The sequence below is a fragment of the Mesorhizobium sp. B2-4-18 genome, from assembly GCF_006441385.1.
GTDB lineage: Bacteria > Pseudomonadota > Alphaproteobacteria > Rhizobiales > Rhizobiaceae > Mesorhizobium > Mesorhizobium australicum.
Map to the genome: position 1 here is coordinate 183,111 of NZ_VFUW01000002.1, position 18,011 is coordinate 201,121.

Annotated in this window: 18 protein-coding genes and 2 tRNA genes; 8 read left to right on the forward strand and 12 right to left on the reverse strand. The window is 62.4% G+C overall.

Annotation, left to right across the window (positions count from 1 at the left end):
* The gene (locus tag FJ527_RS04390) at positions 1-447 is read right to left on the reverse strand and encodes an iron-sulfur cluster assembly scaffold protein (protein WP_015317578.1); all 447 of its coding nucleotides are present in this window, start codon (positions 445-447) and stop codon (positions 1-3) included.
* Between the two features lie 240 nt (positions 448-687).
* On the opposite strand from FJ527_RS04390, the gene folE reads away from it, so the two are divergent.
* The 4 genes from folE (at position 688) to FJ527_RS04410 (ending at position 3,530) form a co-directional block, all read left to right on the forward strand.
* Positions 688-1,323 (forward strand): GTP cyclohydrolase I FolE, encoded by a 636-nt coding sequence (folE, locus tag FJ527_RS04395; protein ID WP_015317577.1) that lies wholly within the window; start codon positions 688-690, stop codon positions 1,321-1,323.
* A gap of 42 nt (positions 1,324-1,365) precedes the next feature.
* The gene (gene hisI, locus FJ527_RS04400) at positions 1,366-1,827 is read left to right on the forward strand and encodes a phosphoribosyl-AMP cyclohydrolase (protein ID WP_140821894.1); all 462 of its coding nucleotides are present in this window, start codon (positions 1,366-1,368) and stop codon (positions 1,825-1,827) included.
* Positions 1,828-1,910: 83 nt separating this feature from the next.
* The gene (locus FJ527_RS04405; RefSeq protein WP_015317575.1) at positions 1,911-2,882 is read left to right on the forward strand and encodes a patatin family protein; all 972 of its coding nucleotides are present in this window, start codon (positions 1,911-1,913) and stop codon (positions 2,880-2,882) included.
* A gap of 207 nt (positions 2,883-3,089) precedes the next feature.
* Entirely contained in the window at positions 3,090-3,530 is a 441-nt protein-coding gene (locus tag FJ527_RS04410) for a dihydrofolate reductase family protein (RefSeq protein WP_246677681.1), read from the forward strand.
* 23 nt (positions 3,531-3,553) lie between these two features.
* Here the strand turns inward: FJ527_RS04410 and recJ are convergent, their stop codons facing one another.
* The 7 genes from recJ to FJ527_RS04445 form a co-directional block, all read right to left on the reverse strand.
* The gene (recJ, locus tag FJ527_RS04415) at positions 3,554-5,335 is read right to left on the reverse strand and encodes a single-stranded-DNA-specific exonuclease RecJ (protein ID WP_140821897.1); all 1,782 of its coding nucleotides are present in this window, start codon (positions 5,333-5,335) and stop codon (positions 3,554-3,556) included.
* 219 nt (positions 5,336-5,554) lie between these two features.
* On the reverse strand, positions 5,555-6,538 hold the full coding sequence (gene glpX, locus FJ527_RS04420) for a class II fructose-bisphosphatase (RefSeq protein WP_015317572.1): 984 nt from the start codon (positions 6,536-6,538) through the stop codon (positions 5,555-5,557).
* 202 nt (positions 6,539-6,740) lie between these two features.
* Positions 6,741-6,908, reverse strand: coding sequence for a Thivi_2564 family membrane protein (locus FJ527_RS04425; RefSeq protein ID WP_015317571.1), 168 nt, complete (start codon positions 6,906-6,908; stop codon positions 6,741-6,743).
* 69 nt (positions 6,909-6,977) lie between these two features.
* A complete protein-coding gene (locus tag FJ527_RS04430) occupies positions 6,978-7,334 on the reverse strand; it encodes a hypothetical protein (RefSeq protein WP_140723655.1) in 357 nt (118 codons plus the stop codon).
* 128 nt (positions 7,335-7,462) lie between these two features.
* Positions 7,463-8,776, reverse strand: a complete 1,314-nt coding sequence (locus FJ527_RS04435; RefSeq protein ID WP_140821899.1) for a homoserine dehydrogenase — start codon at positions 8,774-8,776, stop codon at positions 7,463-7,465.
* Between the two features lie 37 nt (positions 8,777-8,813).
* On the reverse strand, positions 8,814-10,031 hold the full coding sequence (locus FJ527_RS04440) for an LL-diaminopimelate aminotransferase (protein ID WP_015317568.1): 1,218 nt from the start codon (positions 10,029-10,031) through the stop codon (positions 8,814-8,816).
* Positions 10,032-10,075: 44 nt separating this feature from the next.
* On the reverse strand, positions 10,076-10,468 hold the full coding sequence (locus FJ527_RS04445; protein ID WP_015317567.1) for a hypothetical protein: 393 nt from the start codon (positions 10,466-10,468) through the stop codon (positions 10,076-10,078).
* A gap of 98 nt (positions 10,469-10,566) precedes the next feature.
* Here FJ527_RS04445 and phaC point away from each other — a divergent pair, with 98 nt between their 5' ends.
* The 4 genes from phaC to FJ527_RS04465 all read left to right on the forward strand — a co-directional run bounded on the left by phaC (position 10,567) and on the right by FJ527_RS04465 (position 15,528).
* The gene (gene phaC / locus FJ527_RS04450) at positions 10,567-12,402 is read left to right on the forward strand and encodes a class I poly(R)-hydroxyalkanoic acid synthase (RefSeq protein ID WP_140821901.1); all 1,836 of its coding nucleotides are present in this window, start codon (positions 10,567-10,569) and stop codon (positions 12,400-12,402) included.
* A 215-nt stretch (positions 12,403-12,617) separates the two neighbouring features.
* Positions 12,618-13,865, forward strand: a complete 1,248-nt coding sequence (locus FJ527_RS04455) for a YcbK family protein (RefSeq protein WP_015317565.1) — start codon at positions 12,618-12,620, stop codon at positions 13,863-13,865.
* 246 nt (positions 13,866-14,111) lie between these two features.
* A tRNA-Glu gene (locus FJ527_RS04460) sits at positions 14,112-14,186 on the forward strand.
* Between the two features lie 202 nt (positions 14,187-14,388).
* Positions 14,389-15,528, forward strand: coding sequence for a hypothetical protein (locus FJ527_RS04465; protein ID WP_140821904.1), 1,140 nt, complete (start codon positions 14,389-14,391; stop codon positions 15,526-15,528).
* A gap of 100 nt (positions 15,529-15,628) precedes the next feature.
* Here the strand turns inward: FJ527_RS04465 and FJ527_RS04470 are convergent.
* The 4 genes from FJ527_RS04470 to FJ527_RS04485 form a co-directional block, all read right to left on the reverse strand.
* A tRNA-Cys gene (locus tag FJ527_RS04470) sits at positions 15,629-15,704 on the reverse strand.
* A gap of 150 nt (positions 15,705-15,854) precedes the next feature.
* On the reverse strand, positions 15,855-16,259 hold the full coding sequence (locus tag FJ527_RS04475) for a TadE/TadG family type IV pilus assembly protein (RefSeq protein ID WP_140661131.1): 405 nt from the start codon (positions 16,257-16,259) through the stop codon (positions 15,855-15,857).
* Complete coding sequence (locus FJ527_RS04480) at positions 16,249-16,689, reverse strand: TadE/TadG family type IV pilus assembly protein (RefSeq protein ID WP_140716654.1); 441 nt, start codon at positions 16,687-16,689, stop codon at positions 16,249-16,251. Before FJ527_RS04480 ends, FJ527_RS04475 begins: the two co-directional genes overlap by 11 nt.
* 6 nt (positions 16,690-16,695) lie before the next feature.
* Entirely contained in the window at positions 16,696-17,937 is a 1,242-nt protein-coding gene (locus tag FJ527_RS04485; RefSeq protein ID WP_181166292.1) for a pilus assembly protein TadG-related protein, read from the reverse strand.
* Positions 17,938-18,011: the final 74 nt, after the last annotated feature.

The following is an 18,011-nucleotide window of genomic DNA, read 5'->3' on the forward strand; positions in this document are numbered from 1 at the left end:
TCAGGCCGCTTCGTCGGCGCGCTTCTTCTCGATCTGGCCGATGGCGTCGACCACGGCGTCGAAAGTCAGCATGGTCGACGCATGACGCGCCTTGTAGTCGCGCACCGGCTCCAGATAGCCGAGGTCGGCGAAGCGGCCTTCCGGCGGCGCGCCGTTCTCCTTCAGCATCTTCAGCATGGTCTCGCGCACCGCGCGCAATTCCTCGGCGCTGGCGCCGACGACATGTTGCGCCATGATCGAGGACGATGCCTGGCCGAGCGCGCAGGCCTTCACGTCGTGGGCGAAGTCGGTGACCACGCCGTCCTCCATCTTGAGGTCGACGGTAACGGTCGACCCGCACAGCTTGGAATGCGCCTTCGCGGTCGCGTCGGGATGATCGAGCCGGCCGATGCGGGCGATATTTCCGGCAAAACCGAGAATTTTCGCGTTGTAGACGTCGTTGATCATTATTTTCCAATCCGTCGCCGCCAAGCGAACAGCGATTGCCGTTGTTGCGTCTTTCATTCGCTCGGCACGACCATATATAATGCTGGCAGTCCGGTATCGACAAGGCGGCGAACGCCACTGTCCTTGCCGGGAAGTTCACGCCGCTTACGGGGCTGGAAACGGGGCGAGTTTCCGACACCGAAAGGTCGTGGTCCGTTCAACTCGTTCCTCCTCAGAGAGGAACTACGGGAGACGCCTTTTATGGATGCCGTCATCAAGAAACTAATGCCCCAGTCCGCCTATATGGAAAAGCCGGTCACCGACCGCCCGAGCGAGGCCGAAGTCGAGGCCGCCGTACGCACCTTGCTGCGCTGGACCGGCGACAATCCGGATCGCGAGGGTTTGATCGACACGCCCAAGCGCGTGACCAAGGCCTATCGCGAAATGTTCGGCGGCTACGACATGTGCCCGGCCGAGGAGCTTGGCCGTACTTTCGAGGAGGTCGCCGGCTACGACGACCTGGTCATCGTCAAGGACATCCAGTTCCATTCGCATTGCGAACATCACATGGTGCCGATCATCGGCAAGGCGCATGTCGGCTACCTGCCCGACGGCAAGGTCGTCGGCCTGTCCAAGATCGCGCGCGTCGTCGATATCTTTGCCCATCGGCTGCAGACGCAGGAAGCCCTGACCGCCCAGATTGCCGGCGTCATCCAGGACGTGCTCAACCCGCGCGGCGTTGCCGTCATGATCGAGGCCGAGCACATGTGCATGGCCATGCGCGGCATCCGTAAGCAAGGTTCCACAACGCTGACCTCCACCTTCACGGGCGTCTTCAAGGATACGCCCGAAGAGCAGGTTCGTTTTGTCACCATGGTGCGCGGCGGCAGGGCGTAAGCCCTTTGCCGACGTCGCGGTCAATAGGAAGATAGACCGGCAATGTCGGCACTGGAATTTCCGGAAGCTCCCTCGGACAAGAAAGCCTTGGAGGAAGGCGCGGTGTTTTCGCCGCGCTTCGATGCCGCCGGTCTTGTCACCGTCGTCGTCACCGATGCCGCCGACGGCATGCTGCTGATGGTCGCGCATATGAATGCACGGGCGCTGGCTCTGACGCTGGAAACAGGCATTGCCCATTACTGGTCGCGCTCGCGCAACACGCTCTGGAAGAAGGGCGAAACCTCGGGCAATTTCCAGCATGTCGTCGAGATACTCACGGATTGTGACCAGGATGCGGTGTGGCTTCGCGTGAAAGTGTTGGGCCACGACGCAACCTGTCACACCGGCCGGCGTTCATGCTTTTATCGGACGGTGGGGCTGATCGACGGCAAGGGGACGCTTGCCGACGACGGCAGCAAGCCGCTGTTCGATGCGGAAAACACGTATCGGAAGCCATCAGCTTGAACCTTCTGCCTGACACCGACCACATAGATTCATCATTTCGATACGGCCCGTCCGTATACTAGCCTGGGACAAGGGAGATCATGATGCTCGAATGGGCGTCATTGCGTAACAGACCAGATGTCAGGGAGGCCAACGGCCTTTCCTCGGCAGGCGGCGCATCCGAAACAACCTCCCCCAAGAAAACAGGTATTTCGCTCGCGCTCGGCGGCGGTTGCGCCAGAGGCTGGGCCCATATCGGCGTGCTGCGCGCGCTCGATGAAGCCGGCATCGAAGTCTCGATGATCGCCGGCACCTCGATCGGCGCCCTGGTCGGTGGCTGTTATCTCGCCGGCAAACTGGATGAGCTGGAAGAGTTCGCCCGCAGCCTCACCAGACGACGTATCTTCGGCCTGCTCGATCTCAACCTGCGCGGCAGCGGCCTCTTCGGCGGGATGAAGCTGGACGCGCGCCTGCGCGAGCACGTGGCCGGCATCCGCTTCGACGATCTGCCCAAGCCATTTGTCTGCGTCGCGTCGGAAATCCGCACCGGCCACGAGATCTGGCTGTCGAGCGGATCGCTGATCACCGCCATGCGCGCGTCCTACGCGCTGCCTGGCGTGTTCGAGCCTGTCGATTGCAACGGCCGCGTGCTGGTGGACGGAGCGCTGGTCAACCCGGTGCCCGTTTCGGTCTGCCGCGCCTACGAGCAGCCGCTCGTCGTGGCGGTCAACCTCCACTACGACCTGTTCGGCCGCGCCGCCGTGATCAAGCACAGCGCCGGCGAGCTGGTTATCGAAAAGGATGCGCCAAGGCCCGGCCAGGTCGACGCCCAACACCAATCGCACCAGACGCGTTTGGGCATCACCGGCGTGATGGTCGAAGCCTTCAACATCATCCAGGACCGTATTTCGCGGGCGAGACTTGCCGGCGATCCGCCCGACATGTCGCTGCAGCCCAAGCTCAGCCATATCGGCCTCACCGAATTTCACCGGGCCGACGAGGCGATCCAGCTCGGCTACCAGGCGACGATGGCGCAGATCGGCGAACTGACGCGGCTGCAGACGGTTCTCGCCTAGACCATTTCCTCAAGTTGTATTGGCCTCAGGGCAAACTGATTGCCAAACGCAATTGGTTATGGTGTCTGCGTCGCTTGAGGCGGAGGTGCCGATGGCCAGGATTGTCTATTCCATGCTGACGTCGTTGGACGGCTATATCGCCCGATCGAACGGGGACATCGGCTTGCCAGTGCCCGAGCGGAACTGCACCAGCACTTCAACGACATGATGAGGCAGGCTTCCGCCGTGCTCGCCGGACGGCGCATGTACGAAACCATGCGCTTCTGGGACAGCCCTGAACGCGAGACCGGCGCCACCGAGGTCGAGCGGAATTTTGCCCATGCATGGCGCGAAACGCCGAAGATCGTCTTCTCGACCACGCTTCGGCAAGTCGGGCTCAATGCCCGGCTGATGGATGGCGATGCGGAGGATGCGGTACGATCTCTCAAGGCGCAGGCCGATGGCCTCGTCATCCTTGGCGGCGCCGACCTTGCCGCCTCTCTGGCACGAGCCGGCCTCATCGACGAATACCGGCTCTATATGCATCCCGTGGTGCTGGGTGGCGGCAAGCCATATTTTCAATCCGGCCTGTCGCTGGCGTTGACCCCGCTCGGCACGCAAAGTCTCCCCCAGGGCGTGACGTTGCTGCGTTATGCGCCGGCCGGCTGAATTGCGCGGGTTTCCGGCGCGCCCTACGCCCGCGCGGCATCGATGATGCGAAACTGCACCGTACGGTTGCCGTTCCAGTAATTGCCCGACAGCGAGCCGGCGACATGCACCGTCTTGCCGCGGTTCTTGGAAAGGAACTCGCCAAGCACCGTATCGACGGCGCGAAAGGCGATCGCCTGGATGCGGCCGCCGCTCTCCGACTGTAAATCGGCGCGAATATGGTTGGTGCCGACCGGCCTGATGTCGGCCAGCCGATGGCGCGGCAGCACGAAAACAGGCGCGACATGCCCGGCACCGAAGGGCCCCGCCTTTTCCAACGCATCGAGCAGGCCGAGCGTCGCGCCTTCGGCGGCAAGCGCGCCGTCTATCGCCAGGCTTTCCTCATCCTGCAACCTGAAAACGTCGGCGGCTGCCCGCTCCTCGAAGAAGGCCCTGAGCTCACCCAGTCTTGCCCGCTCGACGGTGATGCCGGCAGCCATGCCATGGCCGCCGCCCTTGACGATGAGCCCGGCATTGGCGGCTTCGCGCACCAGCCGGCCAAGGTCGAAACCCGACACCGAACGGCCCGAGCCCGTGCCGGTGCCGTTGGCGTTGAAGGCGATTGCAAAGGCCGGCCGCCGTGCGTGATCCTTCAGTCGTGAGGCAAGCAGGCCTACGATGCCGGGGTGCCAGCTGTTGCTGGCGGTGACGACGATCGCCGGCCCGCTGCCGCCCGCGAGCTCGGCATCGGCTTCGGCGCGCGCGGCGGCGAGCATCTCCTGCTCCATCAGCTGCCGCTCCTGGTTCAGCCGGTCTAGCGTCTCGGCGATGGTCTGCGCCTCGACGGGATCGTCCGTTGCAAGCAGCCGACTGCCGAGTGCCGCATCGCCAATTCGCCCGCCCGCATTGATGCGCGGACCGATCAGATAGGCGAGATGGAAGGTGCTGATCGGCTCGCCAACGCGCGACACTCGTGCCAGCGCGGCCATTCCTTCATTCTTTTGCTGTCGCGCCACTTGCAAACCCTTGACGACGAAGGCGCGATTGACGCCCGTGAGCGGCACCACGTCGCAGACGGTGGCAAGCGCCACGAGATCGAGCAGGGAAAGCAGGCTGGGCGGCGTGACATCGCTCAGGCCACGCAGCACCTTTGCGGTCTGTACCAAGGCGAGGAACACGACACCGGCGGCACAGAGATGGCCCTGTCCGGAAAGGTCGTCGTCGCGGTTTGGATTTACGACGGCAATTGCCGCAGGCAAGACGCCGCCGACCTGGTGGTGGTCGAGCACCACGACATCGGCGCCGGCGGCATTGGCCGCGTCGATCGAAACGGCGCTGTTGGTGCCGCAATCGACTGTGACGATCAGCGTCGCGCCGCGCGATACCAGTTCGCGCATGGCATCGGGATTGGGACCGTAGCCCTCGAAAATACGATCCGGGATATAGATTTCGGACGGCACCGAGAAATGCGTGAGAAACCGCTTCAGCAAGGCCGACGAGGCCGCGCCATCGACGTCGTAATCGCCGAAGATCGCAATTTTCTCCCGCGCCATGACGGCGGCGGCGATGCGGATAGCGGCCTTGTCCATATCGGTCAGCGAGGCCGGGTTCGGCAACAGGTCGCGGATCGTCGGGTCCAGAAACCGCTCGGTCTCATCGGCGGCCACGCCGCGTCCGGCAAGAACGCGCGCGACGATGTCGGGCACGCCATGACCCTGCGCGATGGCGAGCGCGATCATGTCCTGCCGTTCGGTCAGCCGGTGCTCCCAGGAGAGACCGGTTGCCGACTGCCTGACATCGAGGAAGAGGCGCCTTTCGCCCATCATGCGCTTTGCCAACTCATGGTTGGCGGCAGGATAAGCCAAAGGCCGCGGGAGACTTCAAGAAAAACTACGCTTTCCGCCTTTCAGCCGTGCACCCACCGTTCGCTGGCCGCCCGAGACATCAGAGGCCGCATGCCGATCGGGCGGTGTCATCGTTAAACCCTTGCCGCCATCGGAGGCAGCCAAATGGCTAACAACTGCAGCCCGGCTTCGCAAGCAGGTCTAGAACTTATCCATATCCTGGTGCCTGGCCTTGATCTCGCGCACGGTCCGCGATGACGATCGCAGCACGATCGTGTGGGTGGTGATGTATGTGCGGCCGAACTTGACGCCAGCCAGCATGTTGCCATCGGTGACACCGGTGGCCGCGAACAGCACGTCGCCGCGCGCCATGTCTTCCGCTTGATAGATCCGCTTCGGATTGGAAATGCCCATCTTTGCGGCACGTGCGACCTTTTCCGGCGTATCAAGGATCAGCCTGCCTTGCATCTGGCCGCCGGTGCAGCGCAACGCCGCAGCGGCCAGCACGCCTTCCGGCGCGCCCCCGGTGCCGAGATAGATATCGATGCCGGTTTCTTCCGCGTCCGTGGTGTGGATGACGCCGGCGACGTCGCCGTCGCCGATCAGCCGGATCGCGGCGCCCGTGGCGCGCACGGCATCGATCAGCTTGGCGTGGCGCGGACGGTCGAGAATGCAGGCCGTGATGTCGGACACAGCAACGCCCTTCGCTCGCGCAAGGCTGGCGACGTTTTCGGCCGGCGAGGCGTCGATATCGATGACCCCGTCGGCGTAACCGGGACCGACCGCGATCTTGTCCATGTAGACGTCGGGCGCGAACAGCAGGCTGCCCTTCTCGGCGATCGCGATCACGGCGAGCGCGTTCGGCAGGTTCTTGGCGCAGATCGTCGTGCCTTCGAGCGGATCAAGCGCGATATCGACCGCGGGCCCTTTGCCGGTCCCGACCTCCTCGCCGATATAGAGCATCGGCGCCTCGTCCCGCTCGCCCTCGCCGATCACCACCGTGCCCTTGATCGCGAGGCGGTTGAGCTCCTCACGCATGGCATCGACGGCGACCTGGTCGGCAGCCTTTTCGTCGCCGCGGCCGCGCAGCCTGGCGGCCGCGACCGCGGCCCGTTCGGTGACGCGCACCAGTTCCATGGTGAGTATCCGGTCAAGGCCGGCGACGATGTTCTGGGCCACATTCATTCGACAAATCCTCGTTTGATGCCGCCTCCCGCCAAGAGGCGTGCTTGTTTTGTCAAACGACCATGACAACGGCAAGACCTGCCGGATGGATTATCGAAAGGATAGCAATATCAATCGATTGAACCGAATTTTTGAAAACAATGCCGGCCCGGTTTGGGATCAACCGGGCCGGCACGAAACAGAAATTGCCGTCTTCGTGGTCCTAGAAAACCGCGAGGTATTTGAGCAGCGAAATAATGCCGATGATGATGACGATGACCTGGACGATCTGCCTCATCCTGGCGTCGAGCGGCAGCCGCTGCACCAGGTAGAGAACGAGAATGATGACCAGAAATGTAATCAGGATGCCGATTAACACGGACGAAGCCATAATGCCCTCCTTAAATGACTTGCTGAAACGGAGAAATGAGCCGGCATTGCCGGCTCAATATCGGCGCGGTCAATACCAGCGGCGCGACGTGTCGTTCATCGACTGGCCGACGGCAATCCCGGCCAGAAAGCCGAGCAGGCCGATCACGCCAAGCACGGCTGTGGTCGTGCCCGGATTTTCACGCGCGACTTCCGAAACGGACTGGGCCTGGCTGCGCAACTGCTGCGCTGTCCGCGAGGCGCGGGAAGCGGCAGTATCGTAGAAATCCGATGCTTGCTCACTGGCATCATCGAGCATTTCCGCGCTGCGCTGCGAAATGCTCTTGTTGATCTTGGTGATCTCCTTGCGCAGGTCGGCGATCTGCTTTTCCAGCGTCTTCTGGATGTCGCCGATGTCAGGGGCGTCGGATTTGTTGGTATCGGCCATGAAGCGGCTCCCTTGGTTGCTGACCAAGAGAACGGTACCGACGCCAATTCGTTCCGGCGGCAGCGGGACGTCCTCACCGAACCGAGATACACCGCCGATGGTTATGCCCACGGCAACGAGGCTGCCTGCTACCCTGCCCGCTCGATGCGGATGACCTGTGGCTTGTCGGTCAGATGGCCGTCCTTGGTGATGCCGTCGACAGCCTTGCGCACGGCGGCCTCGGTAGTCTCGTGGGTGACGAGGATCACCGTCTTCTGCGCCGCCGCCTCGCCGCTGACCGCATGCTGGACGATCGATTCCAGCGAAATATCGTTGTCGGCCATGCGCTTGGCGATCGCCGCGAACACGCCGATGCGGTCGTGCACGGTCAGCCGGATGAAGTAGCCGCCGGCATGGCTGCGCATCTGCGCCTTCTTATACGGTCTCAGCTCCTTCGCCGGCCGGCCGAAGACGGGACCATGCTGGAAGCCGGGCCGGCTCTTGGCGATGTCGGCGATGTCGCCGATGACCGCCGAGGCGGTGGCATTGCCGCCGGCGCCGGGGCCCGAGAGCAGCAACTCGCCCAGGATATCGGTCTCGATCGCCACCGCGTTGGTGACACCATGCACCTGCGCGATGACCGAAGCGGTCGCCACCATGGTTGGGTGCACACGCTGCTCGATGCCGCTTTCGGTGCGCTGGGCGACACCGAGCAGCTTGATCCGGTAGCCGAGATCGCCGGCGGCACGGATGTCGGCCTGGGTAATGTTAGAAATGCCTTCCATGTAGATGTCGTTGGCGGCGATTTTGGTGCCGAAGGCAAGGCTGGTCAGGATCGACAGCTTGTGCGCGGTGTCATGGCCCTCGATGTCGAAGGTCGGGTCGGCTTCGGCATAACCCAGCCGCTGCGCGTCCTTCAGCACGACGTCGAAGGAGACGCCCTCGGCCTCCATGCGGGTCAGGATATAGTTGCAGGTGCCGTTGAGGATGCCGAAGACACGAGTGACGGAATTGCCGGCCATCGCCTCGCGCATCGTCTTGATGACCGGGATGCCGCCTGCCACCGCGGCCTCGTAATTGAGCAGCACGCCCTTCTTTTCAGCGATTTCGGCAAGCGCCACGCCATGCTTGGCAAGCAGCGCCTTGTTGGCGGTGACGACATGGCGGCCGGCTTCGAGCGCGGCCTTCACCGAGGCGCGCGCCGACCCCTCATCGCCGCCGATCAGCTCGACGAACACGTCGATCTCGGCGGTCTGCGCCATCTTGACCGGATCGTCGAACCAATTCGCGGAGCTCAGATCGATGCCACGCTCGCGTTTCCGGTCGCGTGCGGAAATCGCCGACACGATGATGTCGCGCCCGCATTGGCGGGTCAGTTCCGCCGCCTTGTCGCGCAACACGCGCGCCACCGATGCACCGACCGTGCCAAGTCCAGCAATTCCAACACGCAGTGCTTCAGCCATGGAAGGCGACGCCCCTCAAATAAGATCGAATTTGTATTTACCGGTGGGCGGACAGCGGCACCACATTGTTGGGCTGCTTGGCGCTGGCCGACAGGAAGCGCTTGATGTTGCGTGCCGCCTGGCGAATCCGGTGTTCGTTCTCGACCAGTGCTACGCGCACGAAATCGTCGCCATGTTCGCCGAAGCCGACACCGGGCGCCACCGCCACATCGGCGTGCTCGATGAGCAGCTTGGAGAATTCGAGCGAGCCCAGATGACGGAACGGCTCAGGGATCGGCGCCCAGGCGAACATCGAGGCCGCGGGGGCCGGAATGGTCCATCCCGCGCGGCCGAACGCATCGACCATCACGTCGCGGCGTTTGTGATAGATGTCGCGCACCTCGGCGATATCGGCGCCGTCGCCATTGAGCGCGTGCGCCGCCGCCACCTGGATCGGCGTGAAGGCACCGTAGTCGAGATAGGATTTGACCCGGGTCAGCGCCGAGATCAGCCGTTCGTTTCCGACGGCGAAGCCCATGCGCCAGCCGGGCATGGAGAAGGTCTTCGACATCGAGGTGAACTCGACGCAGACGTCGATGGCGCCCGGCACCTGCAGCACGGAAGGCGGCGGATTGCCGTCGAAGTAGATTTCCGAATAGGCGAGGTCGGACAGGATGATGATGTCGTTCTTCTTGGCGAAGGCCACCACGTCCTTGTAGAAATCGAGCGAGGCGACCAGTGCCGTCGGGTTCGATGGATAGTTGAGGATCAGCGCCAGCGGCTTCGGGATCGAATGGCGGACGCCGCGCTCGAGCGCCGGAATGAAGCCGTCATCGGGCTCGACTTGCAGCGAGCGGATGACCCCGCCCGACATGATGAAGCCGAAGGCATGGATCGGATAGGTCGGGTTGGGGCACAGGATCACGTCGCCGGGCGCGGTGATCGCCTGCGCCATGTTGGCGAAGCCTTCCTTCGAACCGAGCGTGGCCACCACCTGGGTGTCGGGGTTGAGCTTCACGCCGAAGCGGCGGGCATAGTAGTTTGCCTGGGCGCGGCGCAAACCGGGAATCCCGCGCGACGAGGAATAGCGGTGCGTGCGCGGATCGCGCACGACCTCGCACAATTTGTCGACGATGGCCTTGGGCGTCGGCAGGTCCGGGTTGCCCATGCCGAGGTCGACGATGTCGGCGCCCCGCGAACGGGCGCTCGCCTTGAGCCGGTTGACCTGCTCGAACACGTAAGGCGGAAGCCGGCGGACCTTGTGAAATTCTTCCATGGCAGTTCCAGACAGCAAGGGAGCGTTGGGCGCGCGCTATATACTCATTTGCAGGTAGGGTCGAGGGCGGGGTCGCATTTGCCTTCGATCTGCTTCAGGGTCTGCGGACCATGTTTCTTGGCGAGATCGGTCAGCGCCGCCTGGTTGGTGACGGCCGCGCCGCCGCCCTTGGCGCCCTGCCCGTTCTCGTCGGCCTTCAACTGGGCGAGCTTGGCTTTCTTCTCGGCCTCGGTGAATTGTTTCGCCGCCACCTGCGGCGGGATGTTGAGGTTCGGAAAGGTGCCGGTGTCCTTCGGGCCCGCGTCGGTGGCCATCGGCACCGGACCGCTGGTATTCGTGCTCGAGCATCCGGCAACGGCCAGGAGCATGAGGGCCGCGCTGATGCGGCAAAAGTGGCCGGCACCGAAAAAAACAGTCTCGCCAAACTTAATCGTCATATTGTTTCCTTGGCAGCCGGGGTAGAGCGAGATTGGACCCTGTCGGATGTCCCATGTTAATATGTCAAGAAAACGCTTCCGGAGGAACCCCGCGAACCATGTCCAAAACACCCGATTCGGGCAAAGCGGAAGATGGCGGACCTTCGACGGTCGAGCAATATCTGGTGAAGGACCCGGAACGCTTCGCGCTGAACATGGCGCGGATGATCGAGCAGGCTGGCAAGGCGGCTTCCGCGTGGGCCGAACCGCGCGAAAAAGGTGAGGTGCGCGACCAAGTCGCCGAGCCGGTGGTCGACATGGTCAAGACCTTCTCCAAGCTCAGCGAATACTGGCTCGCCGATCCGCAGCGGGCGCTCGAAGCGCAGACGCGGCTGTTCGCCGGCTACATGACGGTTTGGGCCAACGCCATCCAGCGCGTCAGCCCGAATGCCGAGGGCGCCGACGATGCCGTCAAGCCGGAGCGCGGCGACAAGCGGTTCCAGGACCCGGAATGGGGCCGCAACGCCTTCTTCGACTTCTTGAAACAGGCCTATCTGGTCACCTCGCGCTGGGCGTCCGAACTGGTCGACCATGCCGAAGGCCTGGACGAGCACACCCGCCACAAGGCGAGCTTCTACGTCAAGCAAGTATCCAACGCCATCTCGCCGTCCAATTTCATCCCGACCAATCCCGAACTGTTTCGCGAAACCGTCGCCTCCAACGGCGAAAACCTGGTGCGCGGCATGAAGATGCTGGCTGAGGACATCGCCGCCGGCAAGGGCGACCTCAAACTGCGTCAGGCTGACTATTCACCCTTCGAGATCGGCAGGAACATCGCCACCACGCCCGGCAAGGTGGTCGGCCGCAGCGATGTCGCCGAGATCATCCAGTATGATGCGGCGACCGAGACGGTGCTGAAGCGCCCGCTGCTGATCTGCCCGCCTTGGATCAATAAGTTCTATATACTCGACCTCAACCCGCAGAAATCCTTCATCCGCTGGGCGATCGAGCAAGGCCACACCGTTTTCGTCATCTCCTGGATCAATCCGGATGAACGCCACGGCGCCAAGAACTGGGAAGCCTATATCAGGGAAGGCCTGCAATACGGCCTCGACACGATCGAGAAGGCGACCGGCGAGCGCGACGTCAATGCTATAGGCTACTGCGTCGGTGGCACGTTGCTGGCGGCGGCCTTGGCGCTGATGGCTGGGGAAGGCGACGACCGCATCAAGTCGGCGACCTTCTTCACCACGCAGGTCGACTTCACCCATGCCGGCGATCTGAAAGTGTTCGTCGACGAGGAACAGGTCGCGGCGGTGGAAAAGTCGATGAACGAAAAAGGCTATCTCGACGGCACCAAGATGGCGACCGCCTTCAACATGCTGCGCTCGGGTGACCTGATCTGGCCCTATGTTGTCAACAACTACATGCGCGGCAAGGACCCCCTGCCCTTCGACCTGCTCTACTGGAACGCCGATTCGACCCGCATGGCGGCGGCCAACCACTCCTTCTACCTGCGCAACTGCTATCTCGAGAACAACCTCTCGCGCGGCACGATGGAACTGGCGGGCCACACGATCTCGCTCGGCGATGTCACCATTCCGGTCTACAATCTCGCCTCCCGGGAAGATCACATCGCGCCGGCTCTGTCCGTCTTCCTTGGCTCGAAATTTTTCGGCGGCCCGGTCGAGTACGTGATGGCGGGATCGGGCCATATAGCTGGCGTCGTCAATCCGCCCGCATCCAACAAATATCAGTACTGGACCGGCGGTCCGCCGAAGGGCGACTTCGACCAGTGGATAGCCTCCGCCACCGACCATCCGGGATCCTGGTGGCCGCACTGGCAAGGCTGGATAGAGGCCAAGGACAACACCCGTGTGCCTGCCCGCAAACCCGGCAAGCATATGAAAACCTTGGGCGATGCTCCCGGGACCTATGTTAAGGTGCGTGTGTAACGGACTGTAATGTCTGGTGAGTTGACGCCCCCGCAAAAGCGGGCGAAATGGTGTCGTCAACCATCAAGCGGCCGCAATTCGGCAATCGCTGCAAAAATACTTACAGGCTTGCTGATTTGACACAGGTCTCGTTTCCGGATCGGAGACAAAGGTCCACCTGACGCGGACATACCAGTCGGCGCCAGGTATATACCGATCGGACACCGAGGGGGAATTTGACTTTGAAATCAGCAGGATGGAGCCTCGCAAAGGGAGAACGCCGCGCCATTGTGGCAGCGCTCTGCTCCATGCTTCTGGCCTCCTGCACATCGGCTGGCGATCCGACAATGTCGGTTGGAATGCCCGGCTATAATGCTTCCGCATCGGACCTCCACGCCGCCTCCGCAGGCAAGCCTCTCGCCGCTGATTCGTCGTCGCAAGTGGCGACAGAGCAGACGACCGTGATGAGCGAAAGCGACACGGCACTCCCCGAAAAGGTTGCTTACGTACCGATTGCCAAGCCTGGGGCCACTTTCCCGCTCACCATACCGGCCGGCGCGGAAACGATCGCGGGACAGACGCCGCAGTCCTTGCAGCAGCCGGTACAGACGGCGCGGCAGACCGACGCGGTCGCCCAGAAGATCGCCGCCGCCGATGCCGCCGCGACGGCGCCGACGCCAGCCGCGGCACCGGTGATGAACAATCCGGTGTACGTGACCGCCGGCGAGGCACCGCAAGCCGACGCGCCGAAGAAAAAAGGCTTCCTGGCCTCGATGTTCGGCGCCACCCCGGCTTCGGCGACGCCTGCTCCGCTGGTCAACACCCGATCGGGCGAACAGCCTGCCGTGCAGCCCAAGCCTGCTCCGCCTGCGGCAAAACCGATCATCACTTTGGCCTCTGCTGATTCCACGCAGAAGCCACTGCAACTGGCTTCACTCGGCGGCGATGCCGGTCACATCACCGGCAGTGACGCCTTGCCCGGCGTGCGCCAGACGGCCCTGTTCGAGATCAAGCGCAAATCCGGCCTCGACGATGAAAGCGACGTCGACCTCAACGAGGACGAAGGCTCGGGCGGCTCCTATCAGGTTGCCTCCGCCGCCGGCATGGCTCGGCTCGCGCCCAACGGTCTCTTGAAGCAGAATGAGAGCGTCGACGTGGCTTGCCTGAAGCCGTCCCTTGTGCGCGTGCTGAAGACGATCGAAGGCCATTACGGCCGCAAGATGATGGTGACCTCGGGCTATCGCGATCCGGCCCGCAACCGTCGCGCCAACGGCGCCAAGAATTCGCTGCACATGTATTGCGCCGCCGCCGACATCCAGGTGCCCGGCGTCTCCAAGTGGGAGCTTGCGAATTACATCAGGACCATGCCCGGCCGCGGTGGCGTCGGCACCTACTGCCACACCGAATCGGTTCATGTCGACGTCGGCCCCGAGCGCGACTGGAACTGGCGCTGCCGCCGGCGCAGCGGCGGTGACGACGGCTAGCGGCGATTTGTCGGGCCGGAGCCTGTCAGCGGCGAAGGCCGCGACTTCGTCATCCACGGGCAGAGCAGGAGCGAAGCTCCGTCGCGAACACCCGAGGATGCCGGGGCGCCTGACGTCACCGCAAATTGCAAGCTCTTCCGCCCCCGCGAAAACGCTGATTTGGCAGGTCGGAAAAAAGTTGTCCAAGGCGGCACCTAACGGGTTGCCGGTTGCGCGCAACGCCAGTATAAGCCGCTTCGTCTGAGCGCGCCCATCGTCTAGCGGTTAGGACACCGCCCTTTCACGGCGGTAACAGGGGTTCGATTCCCCTTGGGCGTACCAGGTTTTTCAGGCCTCGGTCTCTCCTTCCCGATTCTACACAGCGAGTGCCCGGCAGATTTGGCAGGGCGGCACCGCATCGACAATTTGAGGATCACGGCGTCCGTTGCGGCCGATGCTCAAGCCTGTTGCGGTGACCGCTCGGATTCTCGACCTTGTCGAGCAAACGGGCCGGTGGTTAAATGGACCGTAAGGGAGCGCTCACATGGCAGTTCACCTTTCGGCGGATACTCGCGCTCCTGCGGCAACGCCTCCAAAATATCTCTTTGGTCCGCTCGCGGACTTTCTGATGCTTGGCGGCAGCGCATTCCTGATTTTGCCGGTGCTGTATTTCGTGCCGCTGAGATACGAAGGGCTCGTTGCGGCGACGATGCTTTTCCTGGCTTATCTGATCAACTATCCGCACTTCGCCCACTCCTACCAACTCTTCTACCGCAATTTTGGGCGGAAGCTGCGCGGCGACGGATACGACAGGAACCTGCAGATCCGCTACATCTTCGCCGGCATCGTCGTTCCTCTGCTCATGGGCGCATTTTTCGCTTATGGCTCGATAACGGCTAACGCCCAGCTCTTGGGGAATGCAACCAACGCGATGTTCTTTTTCGTGGGTTGGCACTACGTCAAGCAAGGCTACGGCATGTTGATGGTGGATGCCGTCCTGAAGCGCCGGTTCTTCACCGATCCGGACAAGAAAATCCTGCTGGTCAACAGCTATGCCGTTTGGCTGTTCGCGTGGCTTCAGACGAACACGGCGGTCAGCCAGGGAAAATACCTGGGGCTGGAATATTACACGTTTGCCACCCCTGCATGGCTCAATGCGATTGCACTCTCGGCCGCGGCCGCTTCCACGGCTGCCACGGTTGTGATGCTGATCAATCGCTGGACCAGGAATGGCGGCAGCTTGCCATATAACGGCATCATCGCCTACAGCGCGTCGCTATATCTTTGGATTCTGATCGTAAGGACAAATCCGCTCTGGTTGCTCGTAGTGCCGGCGCTCCATTCCTTGCAGTACCTGGCGGTGGTCTGGCGCTATCAGAGCAATGTCGAGCGTGATGCGCGCGATGCCGAAAAAATTCCGCAATCCAGAATCCTGTCGATTCTTGGTCCGGCCTACAGAGTGCGGCTCCTGGAGTTCATCAGTGCTGGCCTCCTCCTCGGTGGTCTGGGCTTCTGGCTGATTCCGACCGCGCTGACCGCCATTGTCCCCTATGACCGGGAGGTCCTTGGATCGTCGCTGTTCTTCTTCATCGTGTTGATTTTCATCAACGTACACCACTACTTCCTCGATAACGTGATGTGGCGCCGCGGCAACCCCGAGGTGTCGAGATATCTGTTCCGTTAGAGCTTTTTGCGCCCAAGCGGAACCGCTCGGCGTAATGCGTAATGGACCAGGGACGGCTCCAATCCCGTCCCGGACCGACGATCCAGCCGCATCGGGATTTTGGAGGCCTCGCCTCGGAATCGAACCGAGGCTTCCGAGATTTGCAGTCTCTAGCGTAGCCGCTCCGCCACGAGGCCATACGTGCTTTCGTAGAGGGCAGGAGTTTAAAGATTCTTGATATCTTGGGTAAAAATTTCGGCAATCCCGCCCTGGCAAAAGAGCCTGTTACTGGGCGGAATGGAACCGTTCCAAACGTCCTTCGCCGACATGGCAGGGACAGCCCACGCCTAGCTGCCGACCAGCGGCACGGTAACGGTCGTCGCATAATTGATCGGAAAGGCACTGAAGTACGGGAAGTCTATGACGAACGCATAGGCAGCGGTCAGGTGCGCCATGCGAAAGCCGCCGCTCACGGGATCGATGGCGATCGTGACGTTGACATCCTTCAGACCCAGCGCAAGCAGTTTCTGCGTCGCGATCGCCTGGATGTCGGCCTGAGTCAGCGTGTTGTTAAGCTGCAGGGACCGTGCGGACGCCTCCAGCGTGTACCGAACGCTTGAGGCCGAATTCATCGACCAGCCGAAGGCGAAGATTCCGAATAGCAGCATGATGAGGAACGGTGCGATCAGCGCGAATTCGAGCGCGGCTCCGCCCGATCGATCGGCCCTGAAGCCCCTCGCATTACCGAACACGGATCAACTCCTGGTGGCCGATCGTGCTGGGGGCGGAAAAGACGCCGAAGGTGAAGGGCGGGGTCCAGGTGGCCGATGCCTGGATCTGAACAAAGACCGCCGACAACTTCGGTCCGCTGCACAGCGTCGAGGCGTCGACCACCGTCGTCCCGCATTTGTGGATCCGGCTCAGCGTGACCTGTCCGTCGTCCGGCCGCTTCTCCCAGCTCGAAAGGGCAACGGCCTGCGTTGCCGCATCGTCAGTCGACCCAGCCAGCACCAGGTTTGCCGCTGTCTTGACGCCGGCGCGCATCGACAGTGAGCTCGTGACGTATGACCAGCCGTCGACGATGCCGAGCAGCGCCAGGCACAGGAAGGGCAGCACCATCGCGAACTCAACGGCCGCAGCGCCTACCTCATCTTTAAGAATTGAGTACGATCGGCGATCCACGGAAGGTTACTCGACCAGCATCACGGACTGCGCGGCGAAAATATCGCCCATTCCAAGGCTCGTGCAATCCTGATTGATGGTCGCGTTGCCGGACCATTGGATCATGTCGGCGACAACCTGCGTGCACCCGCTTTTGCCGGAGAAATTCCCGAGATAGTTTACCTGCTGCCTGGGGAAGTAGAGCGCGCCGGTCAGCAACGAGGTTGCCGTGCCGTTAAAGGTACTCTGTCCGCCGGTGGCCGTTCTGTCGCCATACATCAGCACGCCCGAGTAACTGCCGGACGTCGGCGCGCTCAGATTGACCGTGGCGTTGCCGTTCATCGACACACGCGAGGCGCCGGCGAGGTAGATGGTGACGCCGTCACCGAAGACGTTGGCGTTCGCATTCACTTTGAAATCGCCCCCCTGGACGACGTAGACCCCAGGCGAAAGGGTGACATCGCCGCTGAGGCTGAGTCCACTGCAGTAGGTCCCCGGCTGGATCGTTTGCGTCGTCTTGTTGCCATTGATATTCTTGCAGGGGTTCGAGGCCGCCGGGGCCGGAAGGCCGGCAAATGGATCCGCGGCAGGCAGCGCCTGGGTGATCGGGGCCGCGCAAACGGTGGTGACGGGATTGCTGAGAGAGACGCCGCCCGCCGTTATCAGGCAATCGACCTGGAGACCCGCCGATCCCTGAAGCTTGATGGCATCCGAGGCGATCGAATTGGCCATCACCGAGCAGCCGGTGAACTTCACGCTGGTGTTGCCAGAAAACAGGGCAGCCTGCGAGGCGGTCGGATCGAGCGCGAGTATGCAGGCCTTCGAAGCATTGGTGATGAGGGCCACGGCCCTCGCCTGTTCTGGAACCTGGGTCTGAGTGAAGATCAGGGTGAACATCCGATCGAGCTTTTGGCCGACGATCACTTCAACCGCTTTCTTGGCCGTGTTCGGTCCGGACGCGGGCGGCGTATTGACGACGATCGTGCCTGCGCCAAGCCCATTCGTCGCGGCCGACTGGGTCGCCGCCGCGACGATCGTCGGCGTATCGGAACCCGAGATCTGCTCCAGCGCGCCGGCATAGGCCGCGGCATCCGCCGTGGCCTGCAGTCTCAAGCTGTTATAGTACCAATAGGAGGTTTCCACGCCAAAACCCGCCGCACCGACAACGATCGGCAGGGTGAGGGCAAAGATGGTGGCGACGTTCGCGGCTCTGCTGCGGCCTATGCCGGCCGCCGTCAGCCGTATCCGGGTGAAGCAGTTGAACACCATGGTCAATTAGAAAGCACGCATATATGAACGAAAGGCTAAAACTTAGGCTCATTTTCGATCAGGGGTGCCATTGT

Excerpts from the sequence above, each read along its gene's own strand:
- FJ527_RS04390 (WP_015317578.1), bottom strand. The coding sequence starts at position 447 with ATGATCAACGACGTCTACAACGCGAAAATTCTCGGTTTTGCCGGAAAT.
- folE (WP_015317577.1), top strand. The coding sequence starts at position 688 with ATGGATGCCGTCATCAAGAAACTAATGCCCCAGTCCGCCTATATGGAA.
- hisI (WP_140821894.1), top strand. The coding sequence starts at position 1,366 with ATGTCGGCACTGGAATTTCCGGAAGCTCCCTCGGACAAGAAAGCCTTG.
- FJ527_RS04405 (WP_015317575.1), top strand. The coding sequence starts at position 1,911 with ATGCTCGAATGGGCGTCATTGCGTAACAGACCAGATGTCAGGGAGGCC.
- FJ527_RS04410 (WP_246677681.1), top strand. The coding sequence starts at position 3,090 with ATGAGGCAGGCTTCCGCCGTGCTCGCCGGACGGCGCATGTACGAAACC.
- recJ (WP_140821897.1), bottom strand. The coding sequence starts at position 5,335 with ATGATGGGCGAAAGGCGCCTCTTCCTCGATGTCAGGCAGTCGGCAACC.
- glpX (WP_015317572.1), bottom strand. The coding sequence starts at position 6,538 with ATGAATGTGGCCCAGAACATCGTCGCCGGCCTTGACCGGATACTCACC.
- FJ527_RS04425 (WP_015317571.1), bottom strand. The coding sequence starts at position 6,908 with ATGGCTTCGTCCGTGTTAATCGGCATCCTGATTACATTTCTGGTCATC.
- FJ527_RS04430 (WP_140723655.1), bottom strand. The coding sequence starts at position 7,334 with ATGGCCGATACCAACAAATCCGACGCCCCTGACATCGGCGACATCCAG.
- FJ527_RS04435 (WP_140821899.1), bottom strand. The coding sequence starts at position 8,776 with ATGGCTGAAGCACTGCGTGTTGGAATTGCTGGACTTGGCACGGTCGGT.
- FJ527_RS04440 (WP_015317568.1), bottom strand. The coding sequence starts at position 10,031 with ATGGAAGAATTTCACAAGGTCCGCCGGCTTCCGCCTTACGTGTTCGAG.
- FJ527_RS04445 (WP_015317567.1), bottom strand. The coding sequence starts at position 10,468 with ATGACGATTAAGTTTGGCGAGACTGTTTTTTTCGGTGCCGGCCACTTT.
- phaC (WP_140821901.1), top strand. The coding sequence starts at position 10,567 with ATGTCCAAAACACCCGATTCGGGCAAAGCGGAAGATGGCGGACCTTCG.
- FJ527_RS04465 (WP_140821904.1), top strand. The coding sequence starts at position 14,389 with ATGGCAGTTCACCTTTCGGCGGATACTCGCGCTCCTGCGGCAACGCCT.
- FJ527_RS04485 (WP_181166292.1), bottom strand. The coding sequence starts at position 17,937 with ATGGTGTTCAACTGCTTCACCCGGATACGGCTGACGGCGGCCGGCATA.